Source organism: Actinoallomurus sp. NBC_01490 (assembly GCF_036227085.1).
GTDB classification, from domain to species: Bacteria; Actinomycetota; Actinomycetes; order Streptosporangiales; family Streptosporangiaceae; genus Actinoallomurus; species Actinoallomurus oryzae.
On record NZ_CP109433.1, the window covers coordinates 4,549,658 to 4,576,545 of the forward strand.

Genomic DNA, 26,888 nt, shown 5'->3' on the forward strand with positions numbered 1-26,888 from the left:
TGATGGCCCACGGCCGTACCATCGGGAAGAATCGTGCTTGATCAACGAGCAGGCGCAGCGCCGCGTCCGCCGTGGGGGAGGGGCGCGGCGGTTCATCGGGAGGGAAGCGGCCAATGGCGATCGAGATGCGGCGAGCGGCGGTACTGGCGCTGCACTGGCAGGTCAACGTCGTCCGTCGCGACGGCTACTTCGGTGGCATGCTCGGCGAGCCGGTCGAACGCAGTGGTGTGATCGGCAGGGCGGCGCGCTTCCACGAGGACGCGAGCCGGGCAGGCGTTCCGGTTTACTTCACGCGCTTCACGATTCCCGAAGACGAGGGCGAGCTGGTTCGTAACACCGCCTTCATGCGGGCCGTCGCGGACGCGCAGGAAAGCTTCCGGCCGTACGCGCCGGGTGCGCGGATCATTGACGAGATGGACCATCTCGCGAAGGCGGGCAACGTGGTCGACAACCAGAAGCTGTCCGGGCTCGCGGGCAACGATCTGGCGCAGCGTCTGCGCGACGAGGGCGTCACCACGCTCTTCGTGACCGGGGTGGCGACCAACCTGACCGTCGAGCAGACGGCCCGCCACGCCACGGATCTCGGATTCCACGTGCATCCGGTGACCGACTGCGTGACGGCCGCGAGCGAGGACGTGCACCTGGCCTCGCTGGCGAACCTGGATCTCGCGACGGCGGGGTGCCTGCCGGCCGACGAGTGCATGGCCGCGCTGGTGGGTGAGCACCGGCCATGACACCGAGGCCACGTGAGGGTCACGACAGAATCCACACCCGGGCGGTCCCGCTGCCGCTGGCGAGGGTCTTGCCGTCGGGGCTGAAGGCGACCGAGTGCACGGCGCCGGTTTGGCTGGGGACGGTGGCGATGTTGTGTTGAGTGGCGACGTCCCATAGCCGAATGGTGCGATCGTCGCTGCCGCTGGCGAACATATTGCCGTTAGGGCTGAACGCCACGGACCGCACGTTGCTGGTGTGGCCGGCCAGACTCGCGATGTTGGCGTGCGTGGCGACGTTCCACAGGCGAACGGTGTCGTCAATGCCGCCGCTGAGGAGGGCTTTCCCGTCAGGGCTGAACGCCACCGAGTTCTCGCCGCTCAGGGGACCACCGACCTTGAGGGCGGCGATGTCGGTGTGAGTGGCGGCCTTGTACAGCAGGATGACGTTGTCCACACAGCCGCCGGCGAGGGTCTTGCCATCCGGGCTGAAGATCACCGCGTGCACGTCCCCGGTGTAGCCGGGGAGCGTGAAGGATTCGTACGGGCTGGTGCTGTCCTGGTCGGTCTCGCTCGTGGTGTGGGTGACCTTCCTTCCAGCGGAGTGGTGGTGGTCGGGAAGGAGGAAGGCGGTCGCTGAAGCGCCGGCGGCGACGGCGAGACCGACACCGCCCAGGATCAAGGTGCGCCGGCTCGGACCGGAGGGTGGAGGGTCGTGCCGCGCGCCCTTTTCGTCCCGGGTCGCGGTCGGGGCGGTCGCAGCCGCCGGGAGCATCATCGGGGTGCGCGCGGGTGGCGCGGAGGAGGCCGACTGGGGGACCGGGACGGATTCAAGGCCAGAGAGGACACCACGGAGGGTCGCGGTGACCTCGGTGGCATCGGCCGGCCGGTCAGCGGGGTTCTTGGCCAGCAAGCGCTGCAGCAGGTCATCGAGCGCGGGGGAGACCCCCGGACGCTTGTCCCGCAAGCGCGGAGGCAGGCTGTTGAGGTGCTGGTCGCGCAACAACTCGACGGACGGGCCGGGGAACGGCGGGGCTCCGGTCAGGATGGCGTACAGGGTCGCACCGAACGCGTACAGGTCAGTGCGGGCGTCGGCGTGATCTGCCCGCCACTGCTCGGGGGCCATGAACGCCGGCGTGCCCAGCACCCCGCCGGTCATGGTCAGGCCACTGGTCGCCCCGGCGTGGCGGGCAAGGCCGAAGTCGCAGATTTTCACCGCGCCATCGGCCAGACGCATGAGGTTGGTCGGCTTGATATCGCGATGCACCACACCGTTGTCGTGTGCGTAGGCCAGCGCATCGGCGACCTCGGCCATGAGCGAGACCGCGGAACCGACCGGCGGCCCGCCGGGACACTCGGCGAGCAGCGCATTGAAATCGCGGCCGTCCAGCAACTCCATGACGACATAAGGCCGGCCGTCATGATCTTCGATGTCGTGGACCACGGTGATGCCCGGATGCCGCCGCAGTGCGACCGTCGTTCCTTGACGGACACCCACTCGACCTTTTGTTCAACCTGCGCCGTCGGTCGGCTCGTGAGCCGGTCGGAACACGGGAATCACCGAGCTCGGCCCGGCGTCAGGGAGCGATCATGGTCGAACATGTGTTTGAACGCGTCGCGTAGACTGAGGTCATGACGCTTGCGCTCCAGGGGTCCCTGCTGGACTGCGGCGACGAGATCGAGCTCGGCGTGCTCGGCTCGTCGGTGCGGCGCACGGTGCTCGACCGCGGAGCGTGGATCGACCTGCGGCCGGGCTGGGTGACCGGCTCCGACGTCCTGTTCGACCGCCTCGCCCGCGCCGTGCCGTGGCACGCCGAGCGCCGGCACATGTACGACCGCGTCGTGGACGTCCCGCGACTGCTGAAGTTCTACGGCGAGGACGAGGAGCTGCCCGAGCCGATCCTGCGCGAGGCGCGCGACGCGCTGACCGCGCACTACGCACGCGAACTCGGCGAGCCGTTCCGCACCGCGGGGCTCTGCCTCTACCGCGACGGTGCCGACAGTGTCGCCTGGCACGGCGACCGCATCGGGCGCGGACGTCGCGAGGACACCATGGTCGCGATCGTCTCGGTCGGCGCGCCGCGCAGCCTGCTGCTGCGCCCGCGCGGCGGCGGTCCAACGCTGCGCCACGACCTCGGTCACGGCGACCTCCTCGTCATGGGCGGCAGCTGCCAGCGCACCTGGGAGCACGCGATACCCAAGACCGCCCGCCCGGCCGGCCCGCGGATCAGCATCCAGTTCCGCCCCCGCGGCGTCCGCTGACCGCGCGGCGGCCTGTCTCCCTGATGGGGGAGTGGCCGGCGCGTGCGACGTCCACTGATCGCACAGGGGTGGCCCGCGAGAGCCTCTGTCGGGGGACGGTCGAGGGGTTGCCGGATCCGGCCAATCTCCTCCACCCCTTCCGGTGCCCTCCACACTCCTGAGCTGGCAAAAGCGGGGAATTCGCCGGTTTCACCGGCACGGTCGGGATACTTTTCCACCTTTTCTAATGCGGACGCGGAAGATATCTACCTACTAATGGGTATCCATGCCGACCCGGAAGGAGAAGCCCCGCCGATCCCCCGCGGTTCCCTGCCGCCGCGACCCGACGCGAACGCATCGCCCGCGGGAGTGCACGACAGTCCCCAGGTCTCCCCCTCCTTGGAGGATCACGTGGCACTACGCAAGCGCTCATCCCAAACGGCGCGCAGATCGCGTCTCACCGTCCTGTCCGCGGCGGCCCTGCTGTGCGGCGCGCTCCTGGCGACCGCCCGGCCCGCCGGCGCCTCCGCCGACCCGATCACCCATCCCGAACGTGACTGGCTGGGTTCGCAGGTGGCCAAGCACGAGCCGGGCTCCGGCCGGATGCTCGTCCGGCCGAACGTCGTCCAGACCCCCGGCCTCGATGTGAGCGGCTGGCAGGGCAACGTCGACTGGGCCTCGGTGGCGGCGAACGGCGCGCGGTTCGCCTACGTCAAGGCGACGGAGTCGACGACCTACACCAACCCGTACTTCTCCCAGCAGTACACCGGCGCGTACTACGCGGGCATCGTGCACGGCGCGTACCACTTCGCCACGCCCGACACCTCGTCCGGCGCCGCCCAGGCCGACTACTTCGTCGCGCACGGAGGCGGCTGGTCCAAGGACGGCATGACCTTCCCCGGCATGCTCGACATGGAGTGGAACCCCTACGGCGCCGCCTGCTACGGCCTGTCCGCCGCCGGGATGGTGAACTGGATCCTCTCGTTCAGCAACGAGTACCACGCGAAGACCAGCCGCTGGCCGGTCATCTACACCGCGACCAGCTGGTGGAGCCAGTGCACCGGCAACACCGGCGACTTCTCCTCCACCAACCCGCTGATGCTCGCCAACTACAACGGCTCACCGGGCCCGATGCCCTACAACTGGGGCTTCCAGACCATCTGGCAGTACGCCGACTCCGGCGTCTTCCCCGGAGACCAGGACTACTTCAACGGCGACTACTCGCGCGTCAAGGCCCTCGCGAACGGTTGACCCGCCGGACCGGGTTCCGTCCCGCCGGGCACGCCCGGCGGGACGGATCCTCCCCTGACCTCCGGCGCGAGCCGGAGCCCCCGCACCGCCGCCCCGGCGGCATCACACAGGAAGAGAGGCAGCGCACCCTCCGGCGGCGGCCGGAGTCCGTGCGCGGACACCAGTTGACGTCCTCCCACGCCTGAAGGCGGGGATTCCAACCCGATCACCTACACGCAGGAGGGAACAGGTTGAGGTTCGCGGTTCATGGCCCCGCCCAATGGCTGGAGGGCTCCCCGCTCGGGAGGTCGGTCGGGGTCGGTTGGTCGGGGCAGGAACGTCACGGCACGTCCTGCCGCGATGTTCTTGGCCGCGTTCACGTCCGCGTGATCGGTATGCCCGCAGGCGCGACAGCGAAAGACCGCTTGGCTCTCACGGTTGTCCGCTGCGCGATGCCCGCAGGCATGACAGGTCTGGGATGTGTACGCGGGATTGATCTTTTCTACCCGGCCGGCGGCTTTGTGCTCCAGACGGGTCGCCAACTGGCCCCATCCGGCTGCGTGGATGGATCGGTTGAGTCCGGCTTTGGCCCGCACGTTCGCCCCCGGTGCGGCGATGGTGCCGCGTGCGGAACGCACCATGTTGCCGATCTTGAGGTCTTCGATGCGGATCAGGTCGAAGCGGCGGGCCAGATCGGTGGAGGTCTTCTCGACCCAGTCCTTGCGCCGGTCGGTCTGGCGGGCTTTCAGCCGGGCGATCGCGGTCTTGACGCGCCTGCGCCGGTTCGACCCACGCTGCGCCCGGGCCAGCCGGCGTTGCAGACCCACCTTCGGGATCCGAACCTCACCCACCTTGCGGGACGGCCGCCGAACATCCCAGTGACGGCCGCGCTGCCCGACGATCCGGAACCCTGCATGGACGCCCGCCTTACGCCACTTCGGACGCCGATGGGTCCCGGCGAAGAAATTCGCCATGGCCTGGGCGAAGTCACGCAATGCCTGCTGCTGCACCGTCTGGGACCCCGCCGCCAGCCACTCGAACTCTCTCCTGGCCTCGGTCAGCTGCCGGGACTGTTCGGCATAGCCCGGCGCGCTCGCCCGTCCCGGCCGCCAATGCCGGTGCTGCTCCACCGCCAAATTCCATACATACCGGGCGTGCGCGCAATGCTCCAGCAACACCGCCTCCTGAGCAGGCGTGGGCTGAAGCCGAAATCGCATGCCACGACGCTAACCACCACCACCGACATTTCGAGGAGGGAGCGGCGTTTCCACCCCGGCCGCAAGGCCGGGGTCTCAACGCCGCGCAGCCGATGAACGAAAACTCGATCACCCGGCGCAACGCCCTGCTCGCCGGCGCCGGCGCGGCCTTCGCGACGGCCGGCCTGGCCGGGAGCGCGCGGGCCGCCGGGCGGAGCACCGTACGGCCCGCCGCCCTGACGCCGGAGCAGCAGGCCGGGCAGCGGGTCATCTACTCCTACTCGGGCACGACCGTCCCGCAGTCGCTCCTGGACGCGATCTCCGGTGGCCGGGCCGCGGGCGTGATCTTCTTCGGCGACAACATCTCGAGCCTCGACCAGATCGCCTCGGTCTGTGAGCAGCTGAACGAGGCCAACGCCGCCGGCCCGGTCGGCGCGCCGCTGCTGCTGATGACCGACCAGGAGGGCGGCCAGGTGCGCCGCCTGCCCGGCGGGCCGGCGATGTCGGAGAAGGAGATCGGCCAGTCGTCCGACCCGGTCTCGGCGGCGACCAGCGCCGGGGACGAGGCCGGCGCGCTCCTCGCGAGCGTCGGCATGAACGTCAACCTCGCCCCGGTGCTCGACGTGTACCGCAAGACCGGCGACTTCGAGGACCAGTACGGCCGCTCGTACAGCAAGGATCCGGCCGTCTGCGGTGAGCTCGGCAGCGCGTTCATCACCGCGCAGCAGCGGCACAAGGTGGCGGCGACGGCCAAGCACTTCCCGGGCCTCGGCTCGGCGTCCAAGAACCAGAACACCGACTCCGTGCCCGTCACGCTCACCGCCTCCGCGTCCACGCTGCGCTCGGTCGACGAGGCGCCGTACAAACCGGCGATCAGCGCGGGCGTCAAGCTCGTCATGCTGTCCTGGGCCACCTATCCGGCCCTCGACCCGGACTACCCGGCCGGGCTGTCGTCGACCATCGTCCAGAACGAGCTGCGCGGACGCCTCGGGTACACGGGCGTCACCATCACCGACTCGCTCACCGCCGGCGGTCTGGCGAACTTCGGCACGACGGCGCAGCGCGCGGTCGCCGCCGCCAAGGCGGGCATGGACCTGCTGCTCGTGTGCGGGGAGAGCCCGACGTACGGCCAGAGCGCGGTCACCGGCCTGGCCGACGCGCTGCGGTCCGGAACGCTCGGCCAGAGCACCTTCGACGCCGCCCGCACCCGCGTCACCAACCTGCGTAACAGCCTGGCCTGACGGCGTGGCCGGGGGCCCGCGGGCCCCCGGCTATTCGCCGGTCGTGCCGTCGACGATCTCGCGTGCGATGTCGAGGTGGCCGGCGTGGCGCGCGTACTCCTGGAGAAGGTGGAACAGGATCCGCGCCAGCGGCGGCGCCTGCTCCGGCTCGGTGAACCGGCCGCCGAGGCGCGCGACATCGGTCAGCGCCGCCCCCGCCGCCAGCTCGCGCGACCGGCGCACCTCCTCGTCGTAGGTGGCCAGGATCTCGGCGGCCGGGGCGTTCGCGGCGAACTCCTCCGCGTCGCCGTCCGCCGGCCACGGCACGACGTCCTCGGCGGCGAACCCCCAGCGCATCCAGCGGCGTTCGACCCAGCCGAGGTGCTGGACCAGGCCCAGCGGCGACCACCCCATCGGCGCGACCGGGGAGCGTAGTTCTTCCTCGGACAGGCCGTCGAGCTTGCGCCGTACGGTCTCGCGGTACCAGTCGAGGTAACCGAGCAGTAGCTCACGCGTGTCGGAGACCTTCATACCGGGCCCGTCGAGCGGGGCCGTCACCCACTCCGGCCGCATCACCGCTCACCCGGCGTCCGGGCGGGGGACTCCCCGGCCGGGAACAGGATCGGGCTGAGCAGGTGCCGGGTGCGCCCCGGCGACGGCGCGTTGCCCATCCGGGGTGCGATCACCGCACGCAGTTCGCCGATCAGCTGGGCGCGCTCCTCGTCGCTGAGCCAGATCGCGTGCTGCCGGTAGCCCACGAGGTCGGCGGCGGGATCGGCGTCGTCGCGGTCGAGGTAGGCGTTGTACTCCGCGAGCAGCGTGGCCATGGCCACGGCGAACACCCGGCGATGGTCCTCCACCGAAACCGACGCGGCCGTCTCGGCGTCGACGGTCGCCCGCGCCCGGTGCAGCCGGTAGCGGCGTTCGACCGCGCCGCGCGTCCGGTGCTCGTCCGCGACCTCGAGCAGGCCCCCGTCGGCCAGCAGGCCGACGTGCCGGTAGACCGTCGCCTTGGAGACGTCGGGCAGCAGGTCGCACAGCTGTGACGTCGTCAGCGTCCGGCCTCCGGACATCGCGTGCACGACCCGCAGCCGTACGGGATGCAGCAGCAGCTCCACGGCGTCCATGGCCCTATGTTCTCACGTCTGATACTTTTCTCAAACATGAGAACAATGGAGGCCGCGATGCCGCGTACGTCACCGGAGAGCCGGACCGCGCCACCGAGGGGACACCGCTACACCGTCGGCGGGCGGCGGCTGATGCTGCACCGCTCCGGCACCGGAGGCCCGGCGGTGGTGCTGCTGCCGGGGTCGGGCCTGGTCGGCCTCGACTACCTCAACCTGCACGACCGCATCGCCGAGCTGACCACCAGCGTGCTGTACGACCGGGGCGGCACCGGCTGGAGCGACCCGGCGGAGCTGCCCCGCACCGCCGCCGAGGTGACCGACGAGCTGCGCGACCTGCTCACCGTCGCCGGCGTGCCCGAGCCGTACGTGCTCGCCGGGCACTCGCTGGGCGGGGCGTACGCGCGTCACTTCGCGCAGCGCTTCCCCGGCGCGGTGGCCGGGCTGCTCCTGCTGGATCCCTTCCACGAGGACATGGTCACCCGCGCGCCCCGGCGGGTGCTCGACCTGCTGGCCGAGATGAAGAGCCGCGCGCTGCCCGAGCCGTCACGAGAGCAGCTCGACGCCGCACGCGGGCAGCTCCTCACGTTCTTCGAAGCCTGGCCGGACGACGTCCGGGTCCCGCTCGCCGAACACCACCTCGGGTCCTGGCGGACCGCCTGGCAGGAGGACGGCAACCTCTACGACGAGGTGTCCGCCGAGCTCCGGAGCGGGCCGGGCCTGCCCGACGTGCCGACGATCGTGCTGAGCGCGATGGGGCGCGACGCCGTCCAGGCCCACCTGTGGCCGGAGGACCTGCTCCGGGAGATCAACGACGGCAAGCGCGCCCTGCACGCGGAACTGGCCGCCTCGGTCCCGCGCGGTGAGCACCGCGTCCTCGAGGACGCCGGCCACGGCTGGCTCCACGAGGAACGCCCCGACGCCGTGCTCCAGGCCGTCACCGACCTGCTCGCCTGAACTAACTCAGGGTCGAGACGAAGCGCTCCGCGTCCGCCGCGGACATCCCGGTCTCGGTCTGGACGAGCGAGACCGCGCCCGCGAGGTCGCCGGCGTCCCGCATGGTCCGCGCCCGGTCGGCGACGCTGCCCTGGCCGCCCGGAGCGTACGGCAGGGGCTCGGGCAGCGGGCCGCTCTTGAGCGCGTCGACGATCCGCTTGGCGTCGACGAGACCCAGGCCCGTGGCCTGCCGGACCTCCTTGACGGCCAGGACCGGCTTGTTCTCCCCGAGCAACGCCCGCACGCGTACCTGCAGGTCGGCCGGCAACGCCATGGGCGGGTGCGCCCCGGGCGCCGCCTGCCCTCTCCCTCCCCGGGCAAGGCCCACCGAGATGATCGCGACGAGCAGGACGAGACCGGCCACGAGCGCCAATACAGTCATGGCCGGATTCTGCCAGAACAGGGTCTTATCGCCGGTGTGCTCTCCGGACGTCCATGACGCGCTCAGGCCGCGGCCGGAGGAGTCGGTCCTACACCTGCGAAGGGATCGCTCCCCAGTGAAGGGACAGCCCGGTGGCGGCACGATCGGCGGTGATCTGCATCATGCTGCCGAGGATCGTCGCCCTGTCCGCCACCAGGGCCGTTCCGTCCGGCCCGTAGGTGATCCGGTCGCTGACCAGCACCGGCGCATCCTCGTCCTCGTCCAGGTGCCGGGCCGTGTGCGCGTCGAGTACATCAGGCCGAATCGTCTCCGATGCCCGGGCCACCACGACACCCACGTCGGCCAGGGCCGCGTACAACGACGTGGAGGTGAAATCCACCTCACCCAGCAGGTCCGCGTGCGGCTCCCGCACCCAGGAGACCTGATGAATCGCCCGGCGGCCGGCGAAGGCGCGCACCCGCTCCAGCCGCAGCCCGGTCTCGGTCTCGCGGACCCGCAGCCGCGCCGCGATGCGCGCGGGCACGCGGAGCCGCGCACGGGCGACCACGATGGTGCGGACCTCGTGACCTTGCTCGCGCAGATCGTCGGCGAAGCTCCGCAAAGATCCCAGCTGGTACGCCAAATGGGGCGGCGTGACAAAGGTGCCCTTGCCGGGGCGCTGGACGATCAACCCCTCGGCGCCCAGCTCCCGTAGCGCCTGGCGCAGCGTCATCAAGGTGACGCCGTACGCGGCGCTCAGCTCGCGCTGTGCGGGCAGCGCCTCGCCGGGGGCGTAGTGGCCGTTGCGGATCTTCGCGGCGAGGTCGGCGGCGATGGCCCGGTAGCGTGCCATGCTGCTCCCTCCTCATCGCCGGCCGCGCGCCTCGATTGTCGCCGGCGACGATCATCGTACGGCGATCGGCCCGGAGAGCGCGGCCCGCAGTGACGCCACGAACGTGCCGACCTCGGCGGGGCCGGCACCGTCGAGGATACGGCGCATGACGGCCGCGCCGACGATGACGCCGTCGGCGACCACCGCCGCCTCGGCCGCCTGTTCGGGCGTGGAGATCCCGAAGCCCAGAAGGACCGGTAGGTCGGTGACCTCCTTGACCCGGGCGGCGAGGGCCGCGGCGGACGGGGCGAGCCGGTCGCGTTCGCCGGTCGTGCCCATGACCGAGACCGCGTACACGAAGCCCTGGCTGCGCCGGCCGATCTCGGCGAGGCGGTCGTCCGGCGTCGCGGGCGAGGCGAGCAGGCTGACCTCGATGCCCGGTGCGCTCAGCCCGGCCAGCTCGTCGAGCGGCAGATCGGGAACGATCAGCCCGGTGACCCCGGCGGCGCGGAGGGCGCCGGCGAATCCCGGCCGTAGCGCGATGTTGGCGTACGTGCTCGCGATGAGCGGGATGCCGGCGGAGATCGTGGCCAGCTCCGCCAGGACGGACGCGGGGGTGGCGCCCCGAGCGAGCGCCGCGTCCGACGCCTCCTGGATCGTCGGGCCGTCCACTGTGGGGTCGGAGAACGGGAGCCCGACCTCGATCAGGTCCGCCCCGGCGTCCTCGAACGCGGTCAGATAGGCGGCCCAGTCCGGCCTGACCCCGGCGGTGATGTAGGGCATCAGCAGCTTCGTCACAGCTCCGCCTCCGTCATGAGGGTGGTGAGGTCCTTGTCGCCGCGCCCGGAGAGCGTGACGAGGACGGTCGAGCCACTGGGCAGGACCGATGTCCCGGCGGCGTTGATCACCCAGGCCAGGGCGTGCGCCGACTCGATCGCGGGCGGTATTCCCTCCGTCCGGGCGAGCCGCACGGCTGCCGCGATCGCTTCCGCGTCGGCGACCGTGACGTAGCGGGCGCGCCCCAGATCCCGCAGGTACGCGTGCTCGGGGCCGACGCCGGGGTAGTCCAGCCCGGCCGCGATCGAGTGCGCCTCCCTGATCTGCCCGTGTTCGTCCTGCAGGAACAGCGACTGGAAGCCATGGAGCACGCCGATCTCGCCGTTGGCGGCGCCGGAACCGCCTTCGGCCTCGACGCCGACGAGCTTCGCGTCCGTGTCGACGAAGCCCGCGAAGGTGCCTGCCGCGTTGCTGCCCCCGCCGACGCAGGCGACGACGTAGTCGGGGACGGCGGCGGGCAGCTCGGTCGCGCACTGCCGCCGGGCCTCGTCACCGATGACGCGCTGGAACTCGCGCACCATCGTCGGGTAGGGGTGCGGGCCGATGACCGAACCCACGCAGTAGTACGCCTCGTCGGCGTCGGCGACCCAGTCGCGCATCGCCGCGCTGGTGGCGTCCTTGAGCGTACGGCTGCCAGTGGCCACCGGGACGACCTCGGCGCCCAGCAACCGCATCCGGAACACGTTGTGCGCCTGGCGTTCCACGTCCCGCTCGCCCATGAAGACCTTCACGGGGAGCCCCAGCAGGGCGCCCGCCGTCGCGGTGGCGACGCCGTGCATGCCCGCGCCGGTCTCGGCGATCAGCCGCGTACGGCCCATACGCCGGGCCAGCATCGCCTGTCCCATCACATTGTTGATCTTGTGGGAGCCGGTGTGCGTCAGATCTTCCCGTTTGAGCAGAACGGTCACGCCGAGTTCGGCCGACAGCCGCAGGGCGGGCGTCAGCGGGGTGGGGCGGCCCGCGTAGACCGAGAGCAGCCGGGCGAGGCTGCCCCGGAACCCGGGATCGGCCCATGCCTGGGCGAACGCGTCCGCCACCGCCTGGCAGGCGGGGATCAGGGACTCCGGCACGTATCGCCCGCCGTAGCCGCCGAACCGTCCGACGGTCTGGTCGGCCTCTGAGGCAACTGTTATAGAACTCATGAGAGAGTTATAGAACAGTCGCTTCGAACGTGGCAAGCCGGTTTCCCGATGTGCTCAGGCCGGGGCGGGCCGTGTGGGCGCCGTCCAGCTGTCGAGCAGCCGGATCGCCTCTGCGGTCGGCGAGTTCGGCTCGACGTTGTAGACGCAGAGCGTCTGCTCGACGTCGCCGGCCGGTTGGAACGACTCGTAGGAGAAGACGAGGTCGCCGGCCAGCGGGTGGCGGTAGCGCTTGGTGCCGTGGGTGCGCCGAAGCACCCGGTGGTCGTTCCACCAGGTGGTGAACTCGGGTGAGCGCACGGTGAGCTCGCCGATGAGGTCGGCGAGCCGGCGGTCGTCGGGGTGGCGGCCGGCCTCCAGACGCAGCATCGCGACGGTCTCGGCCGCGAGCTGTTCCCAGTCGACCACCCGTTCCCGCGCGGCGGGGTCCAGGAGGTAGAAACGGGCGAGGTTCCGCTGGGGGACCGGCAGGGCGTCGAAGTCGGTGAGGATCGCCCGGGCGAGCCGGTTGGCGGCGAGGACGTCGGTTCGCCGGCCGAGGACGAAGGCCGGCACCCGGTCGAGGGTCTGGAGCGTCAGGTACAGGCCGGGGCGGACGCGCTGCGGGCCGCCCGAGGCGCCGCGGCGAGCCGGAGCCGGTCGGGAGCACAGGTCGGTGAGGTGCTCGCGTTCGGCCTCGTCCAGTTCGAGGGCGCGGGCCAGAGCGTTCAGGACCTCGGGGGAGGGGTTCGCGGCCCGGCCCTGCTCCAGCCGCGTGTAGTACTCGGTGCTGATGCCGGCCAGCCGGGCGACCTCGTCCCGGCGGAGCCCCGGCACGCGCCGTGGACGGGCGTCGGCCGGTAGCCCCGCCCGGTCGGGGGTGATCCGGGCCCGGCGTGAGCGGAGGAAACCGGCGATCTCCGAGGTGCGGTCCATACCCCCAGTGTGGCCGCGAGCAGTGGGTGACCGGCCCGGCGGAGGTGGTCCTGCCGGTACCTGTTCCGGCGTTACCCGCCTGGTCAGGGCATGCTGTGCCGCCGTGACGAGGCCTCTGGAGGTGGTGGAGTTGAGGAGTGCGGGGAACCGCCGGTCACCGGACCGCGACGGTCGCCCCGCGAACACGACTTCTACCGGAGGTACAGCACATGTCGAAGGAGTCCACACCCCTGTCCGGCCGGGTGGCGGTGGTCACCGGGGCGTCCAGCGGAATCGGCGAGGCGTCGGCGGAACGGCTGGCGATGCTCGGCGCGAAGGTCGTCGTGCTCGCGCGCCGGGCCGAGCGGCTCGAGGACCTGGTCGCCAGGATCGGTGCGCGTGGTGGCACCGCGCTGGCGGTGGCGGCCGACGTGACCGACGCGGAGGCGGTCCGTGCGGCGGCCGAACGGGTGGAGGCGGAGCTCGGCGCCGCCGACCTGCTGTTGAACAACGCCGGAGTGATGCTGCCCGCGCCCGTCGAGGAACTGCGCACCGACCAGTGGCGGCACCAGATCGATCTGAACATCACCGGACTGATGAACGTCATCGGGGCGTTCGTCCCGCAACTGGTCGCGTCCGCGGCCCGGCTGGGGGTGGCCGACCTGATCAACACGTCGTCGATCGCGGCGCGGAACATCTTTCCCAACTTCGCCGTCTACTCCGCGACCAAGGCCTACGTCACGCAGCTGTCCCGGCATCTGCGGGTCGAGCTGGGGCCGAAGAACGTCCGGGTCTCGGCGATCGAGCCGGGCATCGTCGGCACCGAACTGCAGAGCCACGTGACCGACGAGGGCGCCCTGGAGTGGCTGAACGGTTCGAGGGAGACGATGGAGTGGCTCGCTCCACAGGACGTCGCGGAGACCATCGGCTTCCTCGCCGCCCTGCCGCCGAGGGCGAACCTCCAGCAGGTCACCATCATGCCCACCGGTCAGGCGGCCTGACGGTCGGTTCGAAGCACTCCAGGTCCGCCGTGTCCTTTCGGCCCAGGACAGGACGCCGACGCGTGGCCGGATGGTGAGCCAGGGGGCCCGGTGAAAAGCGACAGGAGCGCCCCCGTGCGGGGACGCTCCTGTGCGCGGTCGGCTAGGGGTTCAGTCGCGCCAGACCTTGCGGCGCTTCTCACCCAGCGGCTCGGTCGAGGACCAGATGCGGCGCCAGTGCGCCACCTGGTCGCCCGTCCCCGCGCCGGTCTTGCCGTTCTTGCCCGCCTTGGACTTCCCGGCCCGCTCCGCCGTGGGCTCCTCCCGTGCCAGCGCGCCCGGCCGGACCGGACGGGCGCCGCCCGGGACCTCCAGCCGGTCGTCCGCCGCCGCGCGCAGCGCGCCGTACCAGCCCAGGTCTTCCTCGGCCGCTAGCTGGCTGACCGCCTTGGCCATCCGCACCCGGAAGGCGCGGACGTCCTCGCCCTCCTCCGGCACGAGCGGACGGCCGTAGCGGACGGTCACCCGCGGCTTGCCCGGCTGCGGCCAGTTGCGGCCCCGGGGCATCGCGGCGTACGAGCCGCGCAGCGCGATCGGCACGCACGGGATGCCCTTCGTCACGCACAGCGCCGAGGCGCCGAGCTTGAAGGGGTTCATCCAGCCGTCCTCCGAGCGCGTGCCCTCGGGGTAGAGCAGCAGGCTCCAGCCCTCGTCCACCAGGTCGAGGGCGAGGCTGCGCAGCCGCCGCGAACCGTAGCGCTCGACCGGGAACGCGTTGAAGAAGATAGCGGTCAGGGTCGCGCGCCAGCGGACGTCGAAGAAGTAGTCCGACGCCGCGCCCACCGCGACCCGGTCGGCGAACCGCTCCGGCAGCGAGCCGAGGATCAGCGGGGTGTCCAGATGGCTGGTGTGGTTGGCCACGAAGACCACCGGGCCGCGCACCCCGTCGAGGTACTCGGTGCCCTCGACCACCGGCGTCGTCTGGCTCCACACGACCGGCTTGAGCAGCGTCCGGCGCAGGCCCGCACGGGCCCGGACGGCCGTGCGGGTACGGGCCCACGCGGTCGGGAACTCCCGCTCCTCATGCTCCAGCTCGTGCGGTTGGGCCGACTTGGGCACCGTGGAACGGCCGCGCCAGTCCCGGCCGTGCCGCAGCAGCTTGACCTCTCTGCGGATGCTCATCGGTCGCTCACCCCGTACGCCGGCCGCTCGTGCTGGAGACGAGCCGAGCGGCGGGCCCGTTCCCGGCTCATCGGACGTCCGCCAGGGTCAGCGGCGGGGCGTGCTGATAGGTGATCGACGGGCTGGAGCCGACCGTGTCCTTGGCCATCTCCAGGGCGTCCGCGAGCGTCGTCGCGGAGCGGAAGCCCATGCGCGCGGTGGTCTTCCGGTTGCCGCCCACGAAGATCACGTCACCGAGGTGCTCCAGCGCGTGGGCGCCCCAGTACCACATGTAGAACGGGTGCACGCCGTGGTAGGCGTAGCTGTTCCGGTAGAGCTGGATGTACCAGGGGTCGGTGGCGAACTGCTCCTCGTACTTGGTCTCCAGCAGCACCGGGTCGGTGCTCTCGGTGAGGATCTCCTCGAAGAAGTCGATGTAGCTCGGGTGGTGCACCGGGTGGAACTCGTTCGGCACCGGGTGGTAGAAGATCGCCACACCGCCCTGCCGGACGATCGGCTTGTTCTTGTACAGGTTGAAGAAGTAGCCGAGCCCGAGCGACATCACCAGGATCGGGTTCATCACGGAGTTGACGTTGTACGGGCAGATGTAGGGGAGCCCGTAGATCGCGACGTCGGACTGGCCGTTCACCTCGGTGAGCTGCTGGCGATGCACGTTGCCCAGCGTGATCGGGTGCACCTCGGACTGCAGGCCCGCGTGGACGCCCGTCACCCCGTACGGCGCGGCGGTCGACTGCCAGATGCGCCGCCGGGTCTTGGCCGGCAGCAGCTCGTTGGCCCGCTTCACCGCGACGTACGACGCCTGGTCGCGGACGTTCCACTCCCACTCGCGCTTGTTGAGGAAGCCCATCGAGGACGGGAACGTCTCGTTGTTGAGCGTCGTCTCGATCGTGAAGACCTTGACGTGCTCGTCGATCAGGCCCTTCATCCGCTCGTACGAGTGGTGCATCGCGGAGTTCGGCGGGTCGTTGAAGGAGTTCGAGTGCCGCAGCGTGTGCACGTTGTGGTGGTGCTTGAGGCTCTTGTAGCTCGCCAGCCCGACCGACACCGACTTCGCGCCGCCGCTCATCGCCGTCAGCGTGATGTTGACGTAGACGATCAGGTCGCTCTCCGCCGCCCGGCGGTTGATCTCGACGTCCTCGCCGTGCTTGGTCTTGCCCATGTGCAGGAGGTTGTCGTGGTCCTCCGCGTCATGGTTCTTCAGGTGGTCGGGGAAGAACGCCTGGAAGACGCGGTCGCCGACGGTGCGCCGCAGCTCGGCCGGGGTCATCCGGCGGTGCAGGGCGTTGCCCGCGATCAGCTCGACGTCGTCCACGCCCTTGGCCGCGGCCATCTCCAGCACCTGCTCGATGATGCGCTGCCGGACGTCCGGCGTCTGCATCGGCGGCAGCGGCAGCGACAGGTCATCGAAGACGATGGTCAGCCGCATCCCGGGCGTGAGGAGCTCGGGCAGCGGCTCGGTGCCGTGCGGGTTGAGCAGCGCGTGCTTGATGGCGGCGTCGACGTTCCGGATCCCGGGCAGGGAGTCCGGCGGGTAGATGACCTTCGCCCCGAGCGGCAGCCGCTCCAGCCGGAAGCCCTCACCCTGGTGCATGAGCAGCGGTGGTGTCCGCTCATCCACGTCGAGTACGAAGCCTGGTCTGCTCACTCTCAACCTTCCTAACGAGCCGGGGCAAAGGCAACCTTGACGGTGCCAAGACGTCCGGCGTCGGCCGCATGCGTAAGGGCCTCCCGCCAGCGGGCGAGAGGATAGGTCGTGCCGACGTATCCGTCGAGGGGCGCGGACTCGGCGAGCCGGATGGCGTCGGCGAAGTCGGCTCCGTCGGCGCCGGAGGCGTACGCCCCGACCAGTTGCAGCTCGCGATACCACAGCGGGGTCAGGTCGACGTTGCCCCCCGGCATACCGGACACCACGACGGTACCCCCGGCCTGGACCAGCCGGAGCGCGGTGTCGAGGCCGCCGGCGCCACCGGTGCACTCGAAGGCCAGGTCGACGCCGCCGAGGAGGAAGTCATCGCCTCGCTCGGGCGAGTGCATCCGGGCGGTGGTGACGCGCCGCAGCGCGCGCACGGCCTTGCGGGGCTCGATGATGGCGGTGGCGCCGAGCGCCTTGGCCTTCTCCTGCTGGTGGCCGTGCTTGGCGACGACGTACACCGCGCCGACGTCGGTGAGCTGGCGCAGCGCGAGCAGCGTGAGCAGGCCGACCGTGCCCGCGCCGATGATGACGGCGGTGGAGCCGGACGCGACCTTCACGCGGCGCACGGAGTGCACCGCGCAGGCGAGCGGCTCGGCCAGGACGGCGCGCTCGTCCGTCAGCGCGTCGGGCACGACGTGCAGCTGGCTGACGTGCGCGACGAACTGCCGGCTCCAGCCGCCGCCGGTGTCGGCGCAGAACCCGGTCTGCAGCCCGGCGGAGATCCGGCCCGTCGTGATGTGGTCGCAGCGGCTCTGCTGGCCCGAGGCGCACCAGCGGCACTCGGTGGTGCCGCGCGCGGCGCACGAGAGCACCGGGTCGATCACCACCCGGGAGCCCTTCGGCACGCCGGGCACGTCGTCCTGCGTCTCACCGACGACCTCGTGACCGGGAACGAACGGCATCGAGGTCATCGGCGACAGGTACGGAGAGGACCGCCCGGTCAGCATCCCGAGGTCGGAACCGCAGATGCCGGACAGCCGGGGCGTCACGCGCGTCCAGCCCTCGCCGGGCAGCTCGGGCGCCTGCCGGTTGACGAGGCGCATCGGCGACACGTTGCCGGCGATCATGCCGCTCATCTTGCCGCCGGCGCGGGTCGCCGTGAGCCCGCGCGCCGCCATGAAGCGGGCCGGCGAGCGGTGGTACTCCAGCGCGAGGATCATCGGGCGCTCACCGTCCCGGTGATGGTGTCGAGCAACACGTCTCCGCGTCCACGGGTATGGGCGCCCCATTCGTAGATGCGCCAGTGCTTGCGTTTGGCGTGGCGGTACAGCGACGGGTCGGGGTTGACCGCGCCCGGGTTGCCGACCGCCTCCAGGAGCGGCCGGTCGGAGTAGCTGTCCGCGTAGGCGTAGGAGCCGTCGAGGTCGATGCCGGTGTCGGCGGCGTGCCGGCGCAGCCAGGCGGCGCGGGCCTCGTCCACGAGCGGCGGCGAGTCGAGGTAGCCGGTGAGCACGCCGTCGCGGGTGTGCATCCGGCTGGCCACGACCTCGTCGAACAGGCCGGCGAGCGGGCGGACGAACACGTCGACCGTGCCGGTGATCAGGATCGTCTTGTGCCCGGCGGCACGGTGCGCGCGGATCCGGCGCACGGCCTCGGGCATGACCCGCTGGAGCAGCGCCTCGCCGAGCGTGTCGTCGACCAGGTCACGCAGCTCGGCCATGTCGGCGCCCTCGTAGCGGCGCAGGAACGCGCGGACGAAGTCGCCCCGGTCGCGGCGCTCGGCCCGCAGGTAGCGGGGGAGCGAGCGGGCCAGGTCGGCCAGCTCGCCGCTCCACTGCGACCGCGGCAGCGACGACAGCCGGGCCCACAGGTAGGACTCGATGAGGTTCGAGGCGACGATCGTGCCCTCGAGGTCGAACACGGCCGCGATGTCGGTGCGCTCGGGCAGCGCGGGCGCGGCCGTGCGGCGGCTGCCCCCGCGTCCGCGCGAGAATCCGCGCATCAGCTCGGTCACGCTGGGGGAGTGCACCTCCTGGAGGTAGTGCCCCCAGTCGATGACCGACGGGTCGAACCCGAACTCGTCGACGAGCTCCGGCGGGATCGTCTGGTGCAGCGCGTGCGTGCGGTTGGTCTCGTAGATGACCTCGGCCTGGGTGTAGGCCTGGTAGAGGTCGGCGTAGCGGCGCAGGAAGTCGAGGTTGGTCTGCTGCCGGTGCACCGCGGTCATCCACTCGCGGGTCTTGCCCGAGGCCGGCAGCCGCAGCAGCGCGCGCTCGGCCATCGCGGTGGCGCGCTCGCTGCCGCTGAGCATCATCTCGACCTGCCGGCTGCCGGGGAACCGCCACTGCGGCACCCGGATGTGACCGCGCTCGCCGGCCGGCATCGGGTGCTTGCGGAAGTAGTCGCGGACGTTCTCGTACAGGCCGCGGAAGGACAGCGGGTTGCGCGAGCCGGACCCGACGTGGAAGTAGGCGGGCGTGCCGCGCTCGGGCGGCGCCGCGGCGACCGCGAGCGTGGCGTTGACGACGTGGTCGACCGGGATGATGTCGACGACGCTGTCGGGCAGGCCCGGGAACTCCGGCAGAATGCCCCGCCCGTACGCGATGATCAGCGGGTCGGCCATCTTGTAGCCGTCGATCCAGCCGGGGTGCGGGTGGCGCAGCGAGCTCTCCACGATCGCCGGGCGGACGATCGACAGGCGGCGCTCGCCCCACAGCTCCTCGGCCGCGCGCTCGCCCAGGGCCTTGGTGAAGGTGTAGACGTCCGGCCAGCCGAGGCTCTGCGCGCGGGCGCGGCCGTAGTCGACCAGGCGGTCGGTGACCCACTCCTGGCGGGCCTCCTCGGCGGCGGCGACGACCGACTGCGGGCCGGCCTTGCGGTGCTCGCCCTGCGCCCGCGACACCGACTTGCGCAGCACCTCCGGGCGGCGCGAGTCGCGCTCGACGTCGGCGCGGGTGGCCAGCGCCCCCTCCAGCTCGGTGCGCCAGTCGACCGTGTGGTCGAGGCGGGCCTCCGGCACCACACCCTTGCGCACGCCCGCGACGTACGCGGTGGACACGTGCACCACGTGCGGGTCGGCGCCGGCCTTGCGCAGCGCCTCGTAGAGGGTGACCACCCCGGAGACGTTCGTGCGGAACGCCTCGTCGATCGGCGGGTCGAAGGAGACCGTCGACGCGCCGTGAACCACCACGTCGATGTCGCCCGGCAGCGTCACCTCGCCCAGGTCGCCCTCGATCACGGTGACGCGTTCGGCGGCGATGCGGCGCAGCTCCTCCTCGCCGAGCCGCTCGCGCAGCTCGCGGAAGACGGGCTTGCGGAGCAGGCCGTCGAAGCGGCGCTGCGCCGGCTGGTTCGGCCGGGGCCGGATCAGCACCGAGACGCGGGTCTCCGGGTGAGAGGACAGGAGCTTCTCGAGCGTCGCCTGTCCGAGGAAGCCGGTGGCGCCGGTGAGAAGTACGTGTGAGCTGCCGAGACGGTGGAACTCAGGTCGGTCTGGCGTCATCCGCTGGCTTTCTCCGATCGTGGGCATGAGCCGTCCCGTCGCGAGCTGTACCGGGCAAGAGTAACGGCTGGAAGTCCGGCGACCAACGGCCGGGAGGGTCCGACCGAATTCAGGTCTCGTTCATTCTCCCGTATCCGAATCCACCAGAACGTCGTTCATGGATCCGGACCGGAAGATCTCCACGCTGATGGGGGCCGAAACGAAGCCCGCGTCGCGGATCGCGACGCCGACGGCGTGGTCCTCGCGGGCGCGTTCGACCAGCTCAGGGTCGACTTCGAGACGCACGGCGTCGCCGAGGTCGCGGACGCGCAGGTCGCGCACGGCGCCGCCCAGGACGCCGCGGACGGCCGCCTCGGCCCGCTCGATGCGCGCCAGCCGGGCGGGTGTGACCGAAATCCCGTACGCGACGCGGCTCGCCATGCAGGCCGCCGCCGGCTTGTCCCAGACGGGCAGGTCCCAGTGGCGCGCGATGGCGCGGACCGCCGCCTTGTCGAGCCCGGCGTCGGCGAGCGGGGTGCGGGCGCCGCGCTCGGCCGCGGCGCGGATGCCGGGCCGGAACCCGGCGACGACGTCGGAGGCGTTCGTGCCGGTGGTGATCGTGTCGTAGCCGAGGTCGGCGGCGAGTGCGTTCGCGGTGTCGAGCAGGACGCTCTTGCAGAAGTAACAGCGCCGCGGGCCGTTCTCCCGGTAGCCGGCCACGTCCATCTCGTTGGTGGCGGGCGTGTGGTGCGTGACGCCGAGGCCGGCGCAGAACTCCCGCGCCGCGGTGAGTTCGGCGGCCGGCAGCGATGGCGAGACCGCGGTGACCGCGGCGACCTGACCGGCACCGAGCGCGCGCACCGCGGCGGCGAGGACGACACTGGAGTCCACACCACCGGAGAACGCGACGAGAGTTCTGCCGTAGCCTGCCATCTCGGCCAGCAGCTCCTGGGAGAGGACCGCAACGTCCACCATGCAACACCTATCAGTCGAGGGACTCCGATGACGGTATCTCAGCCTGACGGAGTCACCGACCTGGGCTTCGCACGTCTCGACACCGCACGCGCCGCACGCACCGGCGACCCGGAGGTGGTGTTCGGGCAGGGCAAGACGCCCGGGCAGATCGTCGCCGCGCTGCGCGCCCTGCACGAGGCGCATCCCGACCGGGCGATCCTCGCGACCCGCCTGTCCGAGGAGGCGCTCGCGGAGTGCGCCGAGCAGCTGCCGGACGCCGTGCTGGACCCGGTCGGCCGCACGGCCGTGCTCGGCCGGACCGAGACGCGGGGCCGGGTCGCGGTGGTCGCCGCCGGCACGTCGGACCTGCCGGTGGTCCGCGAGTGCGCCACGACCATCGGCGTGTTCGGCGCCGAGCCCGACGAGATCGTGGACGTCGGCGTCGCCGGCATCCACCGGCTGCTCGCCCAGCGCGAGCGGATCGACGAGGCCGACGTCGTCGTCGCCGTGGCCGGCATGGAGGCCGCCCTGCCGTCGGTGCTCGCCGGCCTGGTCGGCGCGCCGCTGATCGCCGTGCCGACCAGCGTCGGCTACGGCTGGAACCTCGAAGGCGTCACCGCCTGGCTCGCCACGGTCAACAGCTGCGCGCCCGGCGTCGTCTCGGTCAACGTCGACAACGGGTTCGGCGCCGGGGTGGCCGCCGCCCGGATCGCGCGCAGGACCGCGCGGTGAGGGCGCTCTGGGTCGACGCGGGCAACGGCGCGGCCGGGGACATGCTGCTCGCGGCGCTGCTCGACGCCGGCGCCGACGTCGAGGCCGTGCGCTCCGGGCTGCGCGGCCTCGCCGTGGGCCCGCTCGAGGTCGAGGTCGCGCCGGTGCGGCGGCACGGCCTGCGCGCCCTGCACGCCGACGTGCGCGTGCCGCCGGACGACGTGTCGCGGAACCTGTCGGACGTCACCGCGATCCTGTCGGAGGCCGCGCTGCCGGACGGGGTGCGCGCGTTCGCGCTGGCCGTCTTCGAACGGCTGGCCCGCGCCGAGGCGCGCGTGCACGGCGTGGACGTCTCGCGGATCCACTTCCACGAGGTCGGCGCGCTGGACGCGATCGCCGACGTCACCGGCTGCGCGCTCGCCCTGCACAGCCTGGACCTGCTCGACGCGCCGGTACGCGTCGTGTCGCCGGTGGCGGCCGGGTCCGGCGTCGTCCGCGCCGCGCACGGACCGCTGCCCGTCCCGGTGCCCGCCGTGCTGGAGCTGCTGACGGAGGCCGGGGCGCCGCTGCGGTCGCACCCGGCCACGATGGAGCTGTGCACGCCGACGGGCGCGGCCCTGCTCGCCACGCTCGCCACCGGCTGGGGACCGATGCCCGACTGCGTGCCCACGGCGGTCGGCGCGGGCGCCGGCACCGCCGACCCCGAGGGGCACCCCAACATCGTGCGCGTCGTCGTGGGATCGGCCTCCTCATCGTCCGCCGGCTGGGAGTCCGCGGAGCTGCACCGCGTGGACAGCACCATCGACGACCTGGACCCGCGGCTGTGGCCGGACGTGCTGGAGGAGCTGCGCACGGCAGGCGCGGCGGACGCCTGGTGCTCGCCGGCGCTGATGCGGAAGGGACGGCCGGGCCAGGTCCTGAGCGTCCTGGTCGAGCCGTCGCGCCTCGACGCGGTGTGCCGCGTGGTGTTCGAACGGACGACGAGCCTCGGCGTGCGGGTGTCCTCGGTCGAGCGCCGCTCGCTGCGGCGCGACCGTGTCGAGGTGGACGTCGGCGGCGCCGTCGTGGGCGTCAAACGGGGACTGCTCGGCGGCCGGGTGGTGACCGCGCAGCCGGAGTACGACGAGGCCCGCGCGGCGGCGCTCGCCTCGGGCCGCCCGGTGCACGAGGTGCTGAACGAGGCGCGGGCCCTGGCGTCCGAGGGCTGAGAGGGCCTCGCGCGGGATCACTCCTGCCCGGCCCCCCCGGGGGAGACCGGCCGCTCGACGAGGGTCTCCAGCACCACCGTGGCCTGCGTCCCGCTGACCCCGTCGATGGCGTAGATCCGGCGCAGAACGTCCTGCAGCCGCTCGGTGGTCGCGGTCCTGACCTTCAGCAGCACCGATGCGCTGCCGGCGATGACGTGCGCCTCCAGGACCTCGGGGATCGCGGCGAAGTCCTCGCCCGAGTCGCCCATCCAGGCGACCGAGTCGACCATCACGTAGGCCAGGACGGCGTCGCCCAGCGCCGCCGGGTCCACCTCGACGGTGGTGCGCCGGATCACGCCGCGCTCCCGCAGCTTCCGCACGCGTTCGTGCGCCGCTCCGGCGGAGAGGCCCACGGCCTGGCCCAGTGCGGCGTAGGACTGGGTGGCGTCCTGCTGGAGACACGTCAGCAGGGCGCGATCGGTCTGGTCCACGGGACTCCGTTCGGTTTCATGCTTCGGATGTCATATCTCATCCTGTTATCGTCCTTGGTAGTCGAAGCATATTCGGCATATGCCTGGATGGGGAGGACCTCGATGAGCGGTGAGCGGCCCGCGCTGTACGAGATGTTCGACGACCGGTTCCGTACCGGCCGGTGTATGTACGGTGACGACCGTCTGGAGGTCCTGTACACCGGCTGCCGCTGGGCCGAGGGACCGATCTACCTGCCCGCCTGGCGCCAGCTGATCTGGAGCGACATCCCCAATGACCGGCTGCTGCGCTGGGACGAGGAGACCGGCGCCGTCAGCGTCTTCCGCCGCTCCGCCGGGCACGTCAACGGCAACACCCTCGACCGTCAGGGCCGGCTGGTCAGCTGTGAGCAGGGCAACCGCCGCGTCACGCGAACCGAACATGACGGCACGGTCACCGTGCTGGCCGAGCGCTGGCAGGGCAAGCGCCTGAACAGCCCGAACGACGCGACGGTCAAGTCCGACGGCTCGATCTGGTTCTCCGACCCGGACTTCGGCATCACCAGCGACTACGAGGGCTATCACGCGCAGAGCGAGATCGGCGCGGGCAACGTCTACCGCATCGATCCCGCCACCGGCGAGGTACGGCTGGTCGCCGACTGCTTCGGCGCTCCGAACGGGCTCGTCTTCTCGGCCGACGAGCGGCGGCTCTTCGTCTCCGACACCCGGGCAGGCTGCATCCGGGTCTTCGACGTACGCGACGACGGCACGCTGTCCGACGGCCGGATCTTCGCCGAGGCCCGGGGCGCCGCGCGCTTCGACAACCTCCGCTTCGACGACGCCGGCCGGCTCTGGGCGGCCGCGATGGACGACGGGGTGCACTGCTACGACCCCGACGGCACGCTGATCGGGCGGCTCAACGTCCCCGAGACGGTCGCCAACATCACGTGGGGCGGGGCCAAGCGCAACCGCCTGTTCATCACCGCGCGGACCAGCCTCTACTCGGTGGTCATGGGCGTCACCGGCACGCACCCGACCGGACCGGGGCGCAGGCCCTGGGCGGCCACCGTGGCGGCGTCATGATCGGTGTACGCGGCACGACGCGTGTGCTCGGAATCATCGGAGATCCGCTGGCCCATGCCCGCGCGCCGGAGATGGTGAACGCCGTCATCGCCGAGCGCGGCGCGGACGCGGTGCTCGTCCCGATGCTCGTCCACGGGGGAGAACTCGCGCCGGCCGTCGCCGGCCTGCGCGCGATCGGCAGCTTCGGCGGGGCGGTCGTGACGATGCCGCACAAACAGGCGATCGTGCCGTTCGTCCAGCGGCTCGAGCGGTCGGCCGCGGAGACCGGTGCGGTGAACGTGATCCGCCGGGAGGCGGACGGCACGCTCACGGGCGACATGCTCGACGGCGAGGGTTTTCTCGCCGGCCTGCGCTCGATCGGCCAGGACGTCGCCGGACGGCGCGTGCTGTTGCTCGGCGCCGGTGGCGCGGCGATCGCGATCGCCGTCGCGGTCGCGCGCGCCGGCGCCGCCGCGATCACGATCGTCAACCGCACCCACGCGCGGGCCGAGGAACTCGCCGCTCGCGTCGACGCGCCCGGCGTCGCCGTGAGGGTGGCGAGCGACGCGCACGGCGATCACGACGTGGTGATCAATGCCACGAGCGCGGGCATGCGGCCTGACGACCCGATGCCGCTCGACCCCGCCGTGCTCCGGCCCGGCATGGTCGTATCGGACATCATCGTCGGGCCACGCAGAACGCCGCTCGTGGAGGCGGCGGAGGCCCGCGGCTGCGTCGTCCAGAACGGGGACGCGATGCTCGCCGGACAGACTCAGCTGATGGTGGACTTCCTGCTCGGAGGCTCCGCGGCGGGGTGACGCGCGGCTCCTGGCGGGGTCCATCGCTCCGGGCGGCGTTCCCAGGACCGCTGAGCGGGGCCGGTCAGCTCGGGGCGGCGGCGACCATGAGCCACTCCGCCTCCTTGACGGAGTAGTCGAACTCCGCCCGCAGGTGCTCGACGACGGCCGGCATGTGCCCGGCGCCGTACACCACCGCCACCGTGATCGGCCGCTCGCGATGCTCCTGGTGGAGCGCGGACAGCCGGCGGTTGAGCGCGTCGTCCCGCCGGTCGACGACGCGGTCGCGGAACCACCGCGCGGCGCGTCCCTCCACCCAGCGCTCGTCGTACGACTCGGCCTGGTCGCGGCTCGGCAGCTTGAGCGGATCGCCGTACCGCCCCAGGAGGCGCAGCGCGACCGCGCCGAAGGCGTCCTCGGCCGTGTGCCGGACCCGCTCGGCGGGCGTCCGTGCGGGAGGCGGCACGGCCTCCCAGAAGACCGGGATGCCCAGCGACCCGAGGTCCAGCGCGTTGTTCTGGTCGACGAGGCGGTCGAGGCGCAGCCGGGACATCCGCTCCTGCAGGGGCGCCGTGCCGGCCGGCGGCCCCTCGGCGACGATGATCGCGCACTTGCGCACCCGCGCCGTGACCTCGGCGTAGAAGGAGGGCTCTCCCACGTGGACCATGGGGAAGAGCATGAACCGCAGCGGGCTCGTGCGGCACGTCAGCGTGATGACCGCCGACCGCAGCCCGACGATGCTCGACTCGATGAACTGCACCGGGCCCCCTGTCGTGTCGGCCGCCCCACCAGTGAGACGGCCGGCGGCCCCGTGCGGTTCACTCCGGGCGGCGCCCCCAGGCCGCGACCATCGGCGCGGTGGCCAGGTCCATGCCGCCCGCCGCGACGTTGGCCAGGTGCCGCTCGACCTCCTCCTCGGTCGCGTGGCCGCCGGCGACCAGCCCGTCGCGGATGTGGGCGATGGTCGCCGTCTCCAGCAGGTCGCAGGCGGGGGAGGCGATCGGGAAGTGCGCCTCGGCCGCAACGTCGGTCAGCCCGGCCGCCCGGAGCGACGCGGGGAGCCGCCGGCCGTACGCGAGGTCGGCGCCGCGCTCGGCCAGCATCGCGCGGAACCCGGTGCGGATCCGGTTGGCCAGCCGCTCGCGCGGCCCGTGTTCGTACGGGGAACTGAGCGGCTGCAGAGCGGGGTCGGCGTCCTCCAGGAGGATCCAGCCGCCGGGCCGCAGCGCGGCGACCATCGACCGCAGCGCACGCTCGCGGTCGGCGACGTGCACCAGCACCAGACGCGCGTGCACGAGGTCGAACGCCTCGTCCGGAGGGTCGTCGCCGGCGACGTCGTGCCGGCGCACCTCCACGACCTCGCTCGCGGCCGCACGCGTCCAGCGGACGTCGATGTCGGTCGCCAGCACCCGTCCGGTGGGGCCGACGCGCTCGGCGAGCGCCCTCGGGACGGACGGCCCTCCGGCCCCGACCTCCCAGCACCGCCACCCGGCCGCGATCCCCAGGCCGTCGATCCGCCGGAACGTCGGTGGGTCGAATATCGCCGACAGCGCCTCGAACCGCGTCCCGGCCTCCGCTCGCGCGTTGGCGAGCAGGTAACCGTCCTCATCCGCCATGGAGAAGATGATGCCCCGTTCCCGCCGGCGGGCGGCCG

27 protein-coding genes are annotated in these 26,888 nt (G+C 72.0%); 10 read left to right on the forward strand and 17 right to left on the reverse strand.

Features of this window, described 5'->3' with window-relative positions:
• Nucleotides 1-113 precede the first annotated feature (113 nt).
• Nucleotides 114-734: a cysteine hydrolase gene (locus tag OG417_RS21670; RefSeq protein ID WP_329258932.1), complete on the forward strand. Its 621-nt coding sequence runs from the start codon at nucleotides 114-116 to the stop codon at nucleotides 732-734.
• A 19-nt stretch (nucleotides 735-753) separates the two neighbouring features.
• Here the strand turns inward: OG417_RS21670 and OG417_RS21675 are convergent, their stop codons facing one another.
• Complete coding sequence (locus tag OG417_RS21675) at nucleotides 754-2,208, reverse strand: WD40 repeat domain-containing serine/threonine protein kinase (RefSeq protein ID WP_329258933.1); 1,455 nt, start codon at nucleotides 2,206-2,208, stop codon at nucleotides 754-756.
• 134 nt (nucleotides 2,209-2,342) lie between these two features.
• Here OG417_RS21675 and OG417_RS21680 point away from each other — a divergent pair, with 134 nt between their 5' ends.
• Nucleotides 2,343-2,972 carry an alpha-ketoglutarate-dependent dioxygenase AlkB gene (locus OG417_RS21680; RefSeq protein WP_329258935.1) on the forward strand — a complete coding sequence of 210 codons (630 nt, stop codon included), beginning with the start codon at nucleotides 2,343-2,345 and terminating at the stop codon, nucleotides 2,970-2,972.
• A 390-nt stretch (nucleotides 2,973-3,362) separates the two neighbouring features.
• Nucleotides 3,363-4,202: a lysozyme gene (locus OG417_RS21685; protein ID WP_329258938.1), complete on the forward strand. Its 840-nt coding sequence runs from the start codon at nucleotides 3,363-3,365 to the stop codon at nucleotides 4,200-4,202.
• A 209-nt stretch (nucleotides 4,203-4,411) separates the two neighbouring features.
• Here OG417_RS21685 and OG417_RS21690 read toward each other — a convergent pair whose 3' ends face one another.
• Nucleotides 4,412-5,398 carry an RNA-guided endonuclease InsQ/TnpB family protein gene (locus OG417_RS21690; RefSeq protein ID WP_329258941.1) on the reverse strand — a complete coding sequence of 329 codons (987 nt, stop codon included), beginning with the start codon at nucleotides 5,396-5,398 and terminating at the stop codon, nucleotides 4,412-4,414.
• Between the two features lie 92 nt (nucleotides 5,399-5,490).
• Here OG417_RS21690 and OG417_RS21695 point away from each other — a divergent pair, with 92 nt between their 5' ends.
• Nucleotides 5,491-6,618: a glycoside hydrolase family 3 N-terminal domain-containing protein gene (locus OG417_RS21695; RefSeq protein ID WP_329258944.1), complete on the forward strand. Its 1,128-nt coding sequence runs from the start codon at nucleotides 5,491-5,493 to the stop codon at nucleotides 6,616-6,618.
• Nucleotides 6,619-6,648: 30 nt separating this feature from the next.
• Here OG417_RS21695 and OG417_RS21700 read toward each other — a convergent pair whose 3' ends face one another.
• Entirely contained in the window at nucleotides 6,649-7,170 is a 522-nt protein-coding gene (locus tag OG417_RS21700; RefSeq protein ID WP_329258947.1) for a DinB family protein, read from the reverse strand.
• Nucleotides 7,170-7,724: a helix-turn-helix domain-containing protein gene (locus OG417_RS21705; RefSeq protein ID WP_329258950.1), complete on the reverse strand. Its 555-nt coding sequence runs from the start codon at nucleotides 7,722-7,724 to the stop codon at nucleotides 7,170-7,172. Before OG417_RS21705 ends, OG417_RS21700 begins: the two co-directional genes overlap by 1 nt.
• A gap of 36 nt (nucleotides 7,725-7,760) precedes the next feature.
• On the opposite strand from OG417_RS21705, the gene OG417_RS21710 reads away from it, so the two are divergent.
• Nucleotides 7,761-8,678, forward strand: a complete 918-nt coding sequence (locus OG417_RS21710) for an alpha/beta fold hydrolase (protein ID WP_329258952.1) — start codon at nucleotides 7,761-7,763, stop codon at nucleotides 8,676-8,678.
• Between the two features lies 1 nt (nucleotide 8,679).
• On the opposite strand, the gene OG417_RS21715 is transcribed toward OG417_RS21710, so the two are convergent.
• The 5 genes from OG417_RS21715 to OG417_RS21735 all read right to left on the reverse strand — a co-directional run bounded on the left by OG417_RS21715 (nucleotide 8,680) and on the right by OG417_RS21735 (nucleotide 12,801).
• Nucleotides 8,680-9,099: a hypothetical protein gene (locus tag OG417_RS21715; RefSeq protein ID WP_329258955.1), complete on the reverse strand. Its 420-nt coding sequence runs from the start codon at nucleotides 9,097-9,099 to the stop codon at nucleotides 8,680-8,682.
• An 88-nt stretch (nucleotides 9,100-9,187) separates the two neighbouring features.
• Nucleotides 9,188-9,931, reverse strand: coding sequence for a GntR family transcriptional regulator (locus tag OG417_RS21720; protein WP_329258958.1), 744 nt, complete (start codon nucleotides 9,929-9,931; stop codon nucleotides 9,188-9,190).
• Nucleotides 9,932-9,982: 51 nt separating this feature from the next.
• The gene (trpA, locus tag OG417_RS21725) at nucleotides 9,983-10,708 is read right to left on the reverse strand and encodes a tryptophan synthase subunit alpha (RefSeq protein ID WP_329258960.1); all 726 of its coding nucleotides are present in this window, start codon (nucleotides 10,706-10,708) and stop codon (nucleotides 9,983-9,985) included.
• A complete protein-coding gene (gene trpB, locus OG417_RS21730; protein WP_329258962.1) occupies nucleotides 10,705-11,889 on the reverse strand; it encodes a tryptophan synthase subunit beta in 1,185 nt (394 codons plus the stop codon). Before trpB ends, trpA begins: the two co-directional genes overlap by 4 nt.
• Before the next feature lie 54 nt (nucleotides 11,890-11,943).
• A complete protein-coding gene (locus OG417_RS21735) occupies nucleotides 11,944-12,801 on the reverse strand; it encodes a helix-turn-helix domain-containing protein (RefSeq protein WP_329258966.1) in 858 nt (285 codons plus the stop codon).
• Nucleotides 12,802-13,010: 209 nt separating this feature from the next.
• On the opposite strand from OG417_RS21735, the gene OG417_RS21740 reads away from it, so the two are divergent.
• Nucleotides 13,011-13,781 (forward strand): SDR family oxidoreductase, encoded by a 771-nt coding sequence (locus OG417_RS21740; RefSeq protein WP_329258969.1) that lies wholly within the window; start codon nucleotides 13,011-13,013, stop codon nucleotides 13,779-13,781.
• A gap of 150 nt (nucleotides 13,782-13,931) precedes the next feature.
• Here OG417_RS21740 and OG417_RS21745 read toward each other — a convergent pair whose 3' ends face one another.
• From OG417_RS21745 to larE, 5 genes are all read right to left on the reverse strand, one after another.
• Nucleotides 13,932-14,942 (reverse strand): lysophospholipid acyltransferase family protein, encoded by a 1,011-nt coding sequence (locus OG417_RS21745; protein WP_329258972.1) that lies wholly within the window; start codon nucleotides 14,940-14,942, stop codon nucleotides 13,932-13,934.
• A 67-nt stretch (nucleotides 14,943-15,009) separates the two neighbouring features.
• Complete coding sequence (locus OG417_RS21750) at nucleotides 15,010-16,587, reverse strand: lactate racemase domain-containing protein (RefSeq protein WP_329258974.1); 1,578 nt, start codon at nucleotides 16,585-16,587, stop codon at nucleotides 15,010-15,012.
• Nucleotides 16,588-16,598: 11 nt separating this feature from the next.
• Nucleotides 16,599-17,795 carry a zinc-dependent alcohol dehydrogenase gene (locus OG417_RS21755; RefSeq protein WP_329258977.1) on the reverse strand — a complete coding sequence of 399 codons (1,197 nt, stop codon included), beginning with the start codon at nucleotides 17,793-17,795 and terminating at the stop codon, nucleotides 16,599-16,601.
• Complete coding sequence (locus tag OG417_RS21760; RefSeq protein WP_329258980.1) at nucleotides 17,792-20,077, reverse strand: HAD-IB family hydrolase; 2,286 nt, start codon at nucleotides 20,075-20,077, stop codon at nucleotides 17,792-17,794. The genes OG417_RS21755 and OG417_RS21760 overlap by 4 nt, the downstream gene beginning before the upstream one ends.
• Before the next feature lie 120 nt (nucleotides 20,078-20,197).
• The gene (gene larE / locus OG417_RS21765; protein ID WP_329258983.1) at nucleotides 20,198-21,031 is read right to left on the reverse strand and encodes an ATP-dependent sacrificial sulfur transferase LarE; all 834 of its coding nucleotides are present in this window, start codon (nucleotides 21,029-21,031) and stop codon (nucleotides 20,198-20,200) included.
• 27 nt (nucleotides 21,032-21,058) lie between these two features.
• Here larE and larB point away from each other — a divergent pair, with 27 nt between their 5' ends.
• Both larB and larC read left to right on the forward strand, forming a co-directional pair.
• Nucleotides 21,059-21,742, forward strand: a complete 684-nt coding sequence (gene larB, locus OG417_RS21770) for a nickel pincer cofactor biosynthesis protein LarB (protein ID WP_329258986.1) — start codon at nucleotides 21,059-21,061, stop codon at nucleotides 21,740-21,742.
• Nucleotides 21,739-22,929, forward strand: a complete 1,191-nt coding sequence (gene larC / locus OG417_RS21775) for a nickel pincer cofactor biosynthesis protein LarC (RefSeq protein ID WP_329258989.1) — start codon at nucleotides 21,739-21,741, stop codon at nucleotides 22,927-22,929. Before larB ends, larC begins: the two co-directional genes overlap by 4 nt.
• 17 nt (nucleotides 22,930-22,946) lie before the next feature.
• On the opposite strand, the gene OG417_RS21780 is transcribed toward larC, so the two are convergent.
• Entirely contained in the window at nucleotides 22,947-23,399 is a 453-nt protein-coding gene (locus OG417_RS21780; RefSeq protein ID WP_329258992.1) for an Lrp/AsnC family transcriptional regulator, read from the reverse strand.
• A gap of 102 nt (nucleotides 23,400-23,501) precedes the next feature.
• Between OG417_RS21780 and OG417_RS21785 the strand changes: the two genes are divergently transcribed.
• The gene (locus OG417_RS21785; protein WP_329258995.1) at nucleotides 23,502-24,458 is read left to right on the forward strand and encodes an SMP-30/gluconolactonase/LRE family protein; all 957 of its coding nucleotides are present in this window, start codon (nucleotides 23,502-23,504) and stop codon (nucleotides 24,456-24,458) included.
• Entirely contained in the window at nucleotides 24,455-25,255 is an 801-nt protein-coding gene (locus OG417_RS21790) for a shikimate dehydrogenase family protein (RefSeq protein ID WP_329258997.1), read from the forward strand. Before OG417_RS21785 ends, OG417_RS21790 begins: the two co-directional genes overlap by 4 nt.
• 64 nt (nucleotides 25,256-25,319) lie before the next feature.
• Here OG417_RS21790 and OG417_RS21795 read toward each other — a convergent pair whose 3' ends face one another.
• Both OG417_RS21795 and OG417_RS21800 read right to left on the reverse strand, forming a co-directional pair.
• A complete protein-coding gene (locus OG417_RS21795; protein ID WP_329259001.1) occupies nucleotides 25,320-25,994 on the reverse strand; it encodes a hypothetical protein in 675 nt (224 codons plus the stop codon).
• 58 nt (nucleotides 25,995-26,052) lie between these two features.
• On the reverse strand, nucleotides 26,053-26,850 hold the full coding sequence (locus OG417_RS21800; RefSeq protein WP_329259004.1) for a methyltransferase domain-containing protein: 798 nt from the start codon (nucleotides 26,848-26,850) through the stop codon (nucleotides 26,053-26,055).
• Nucleotides 26,851-26,888: the final 38 nt, after the last annotated feature.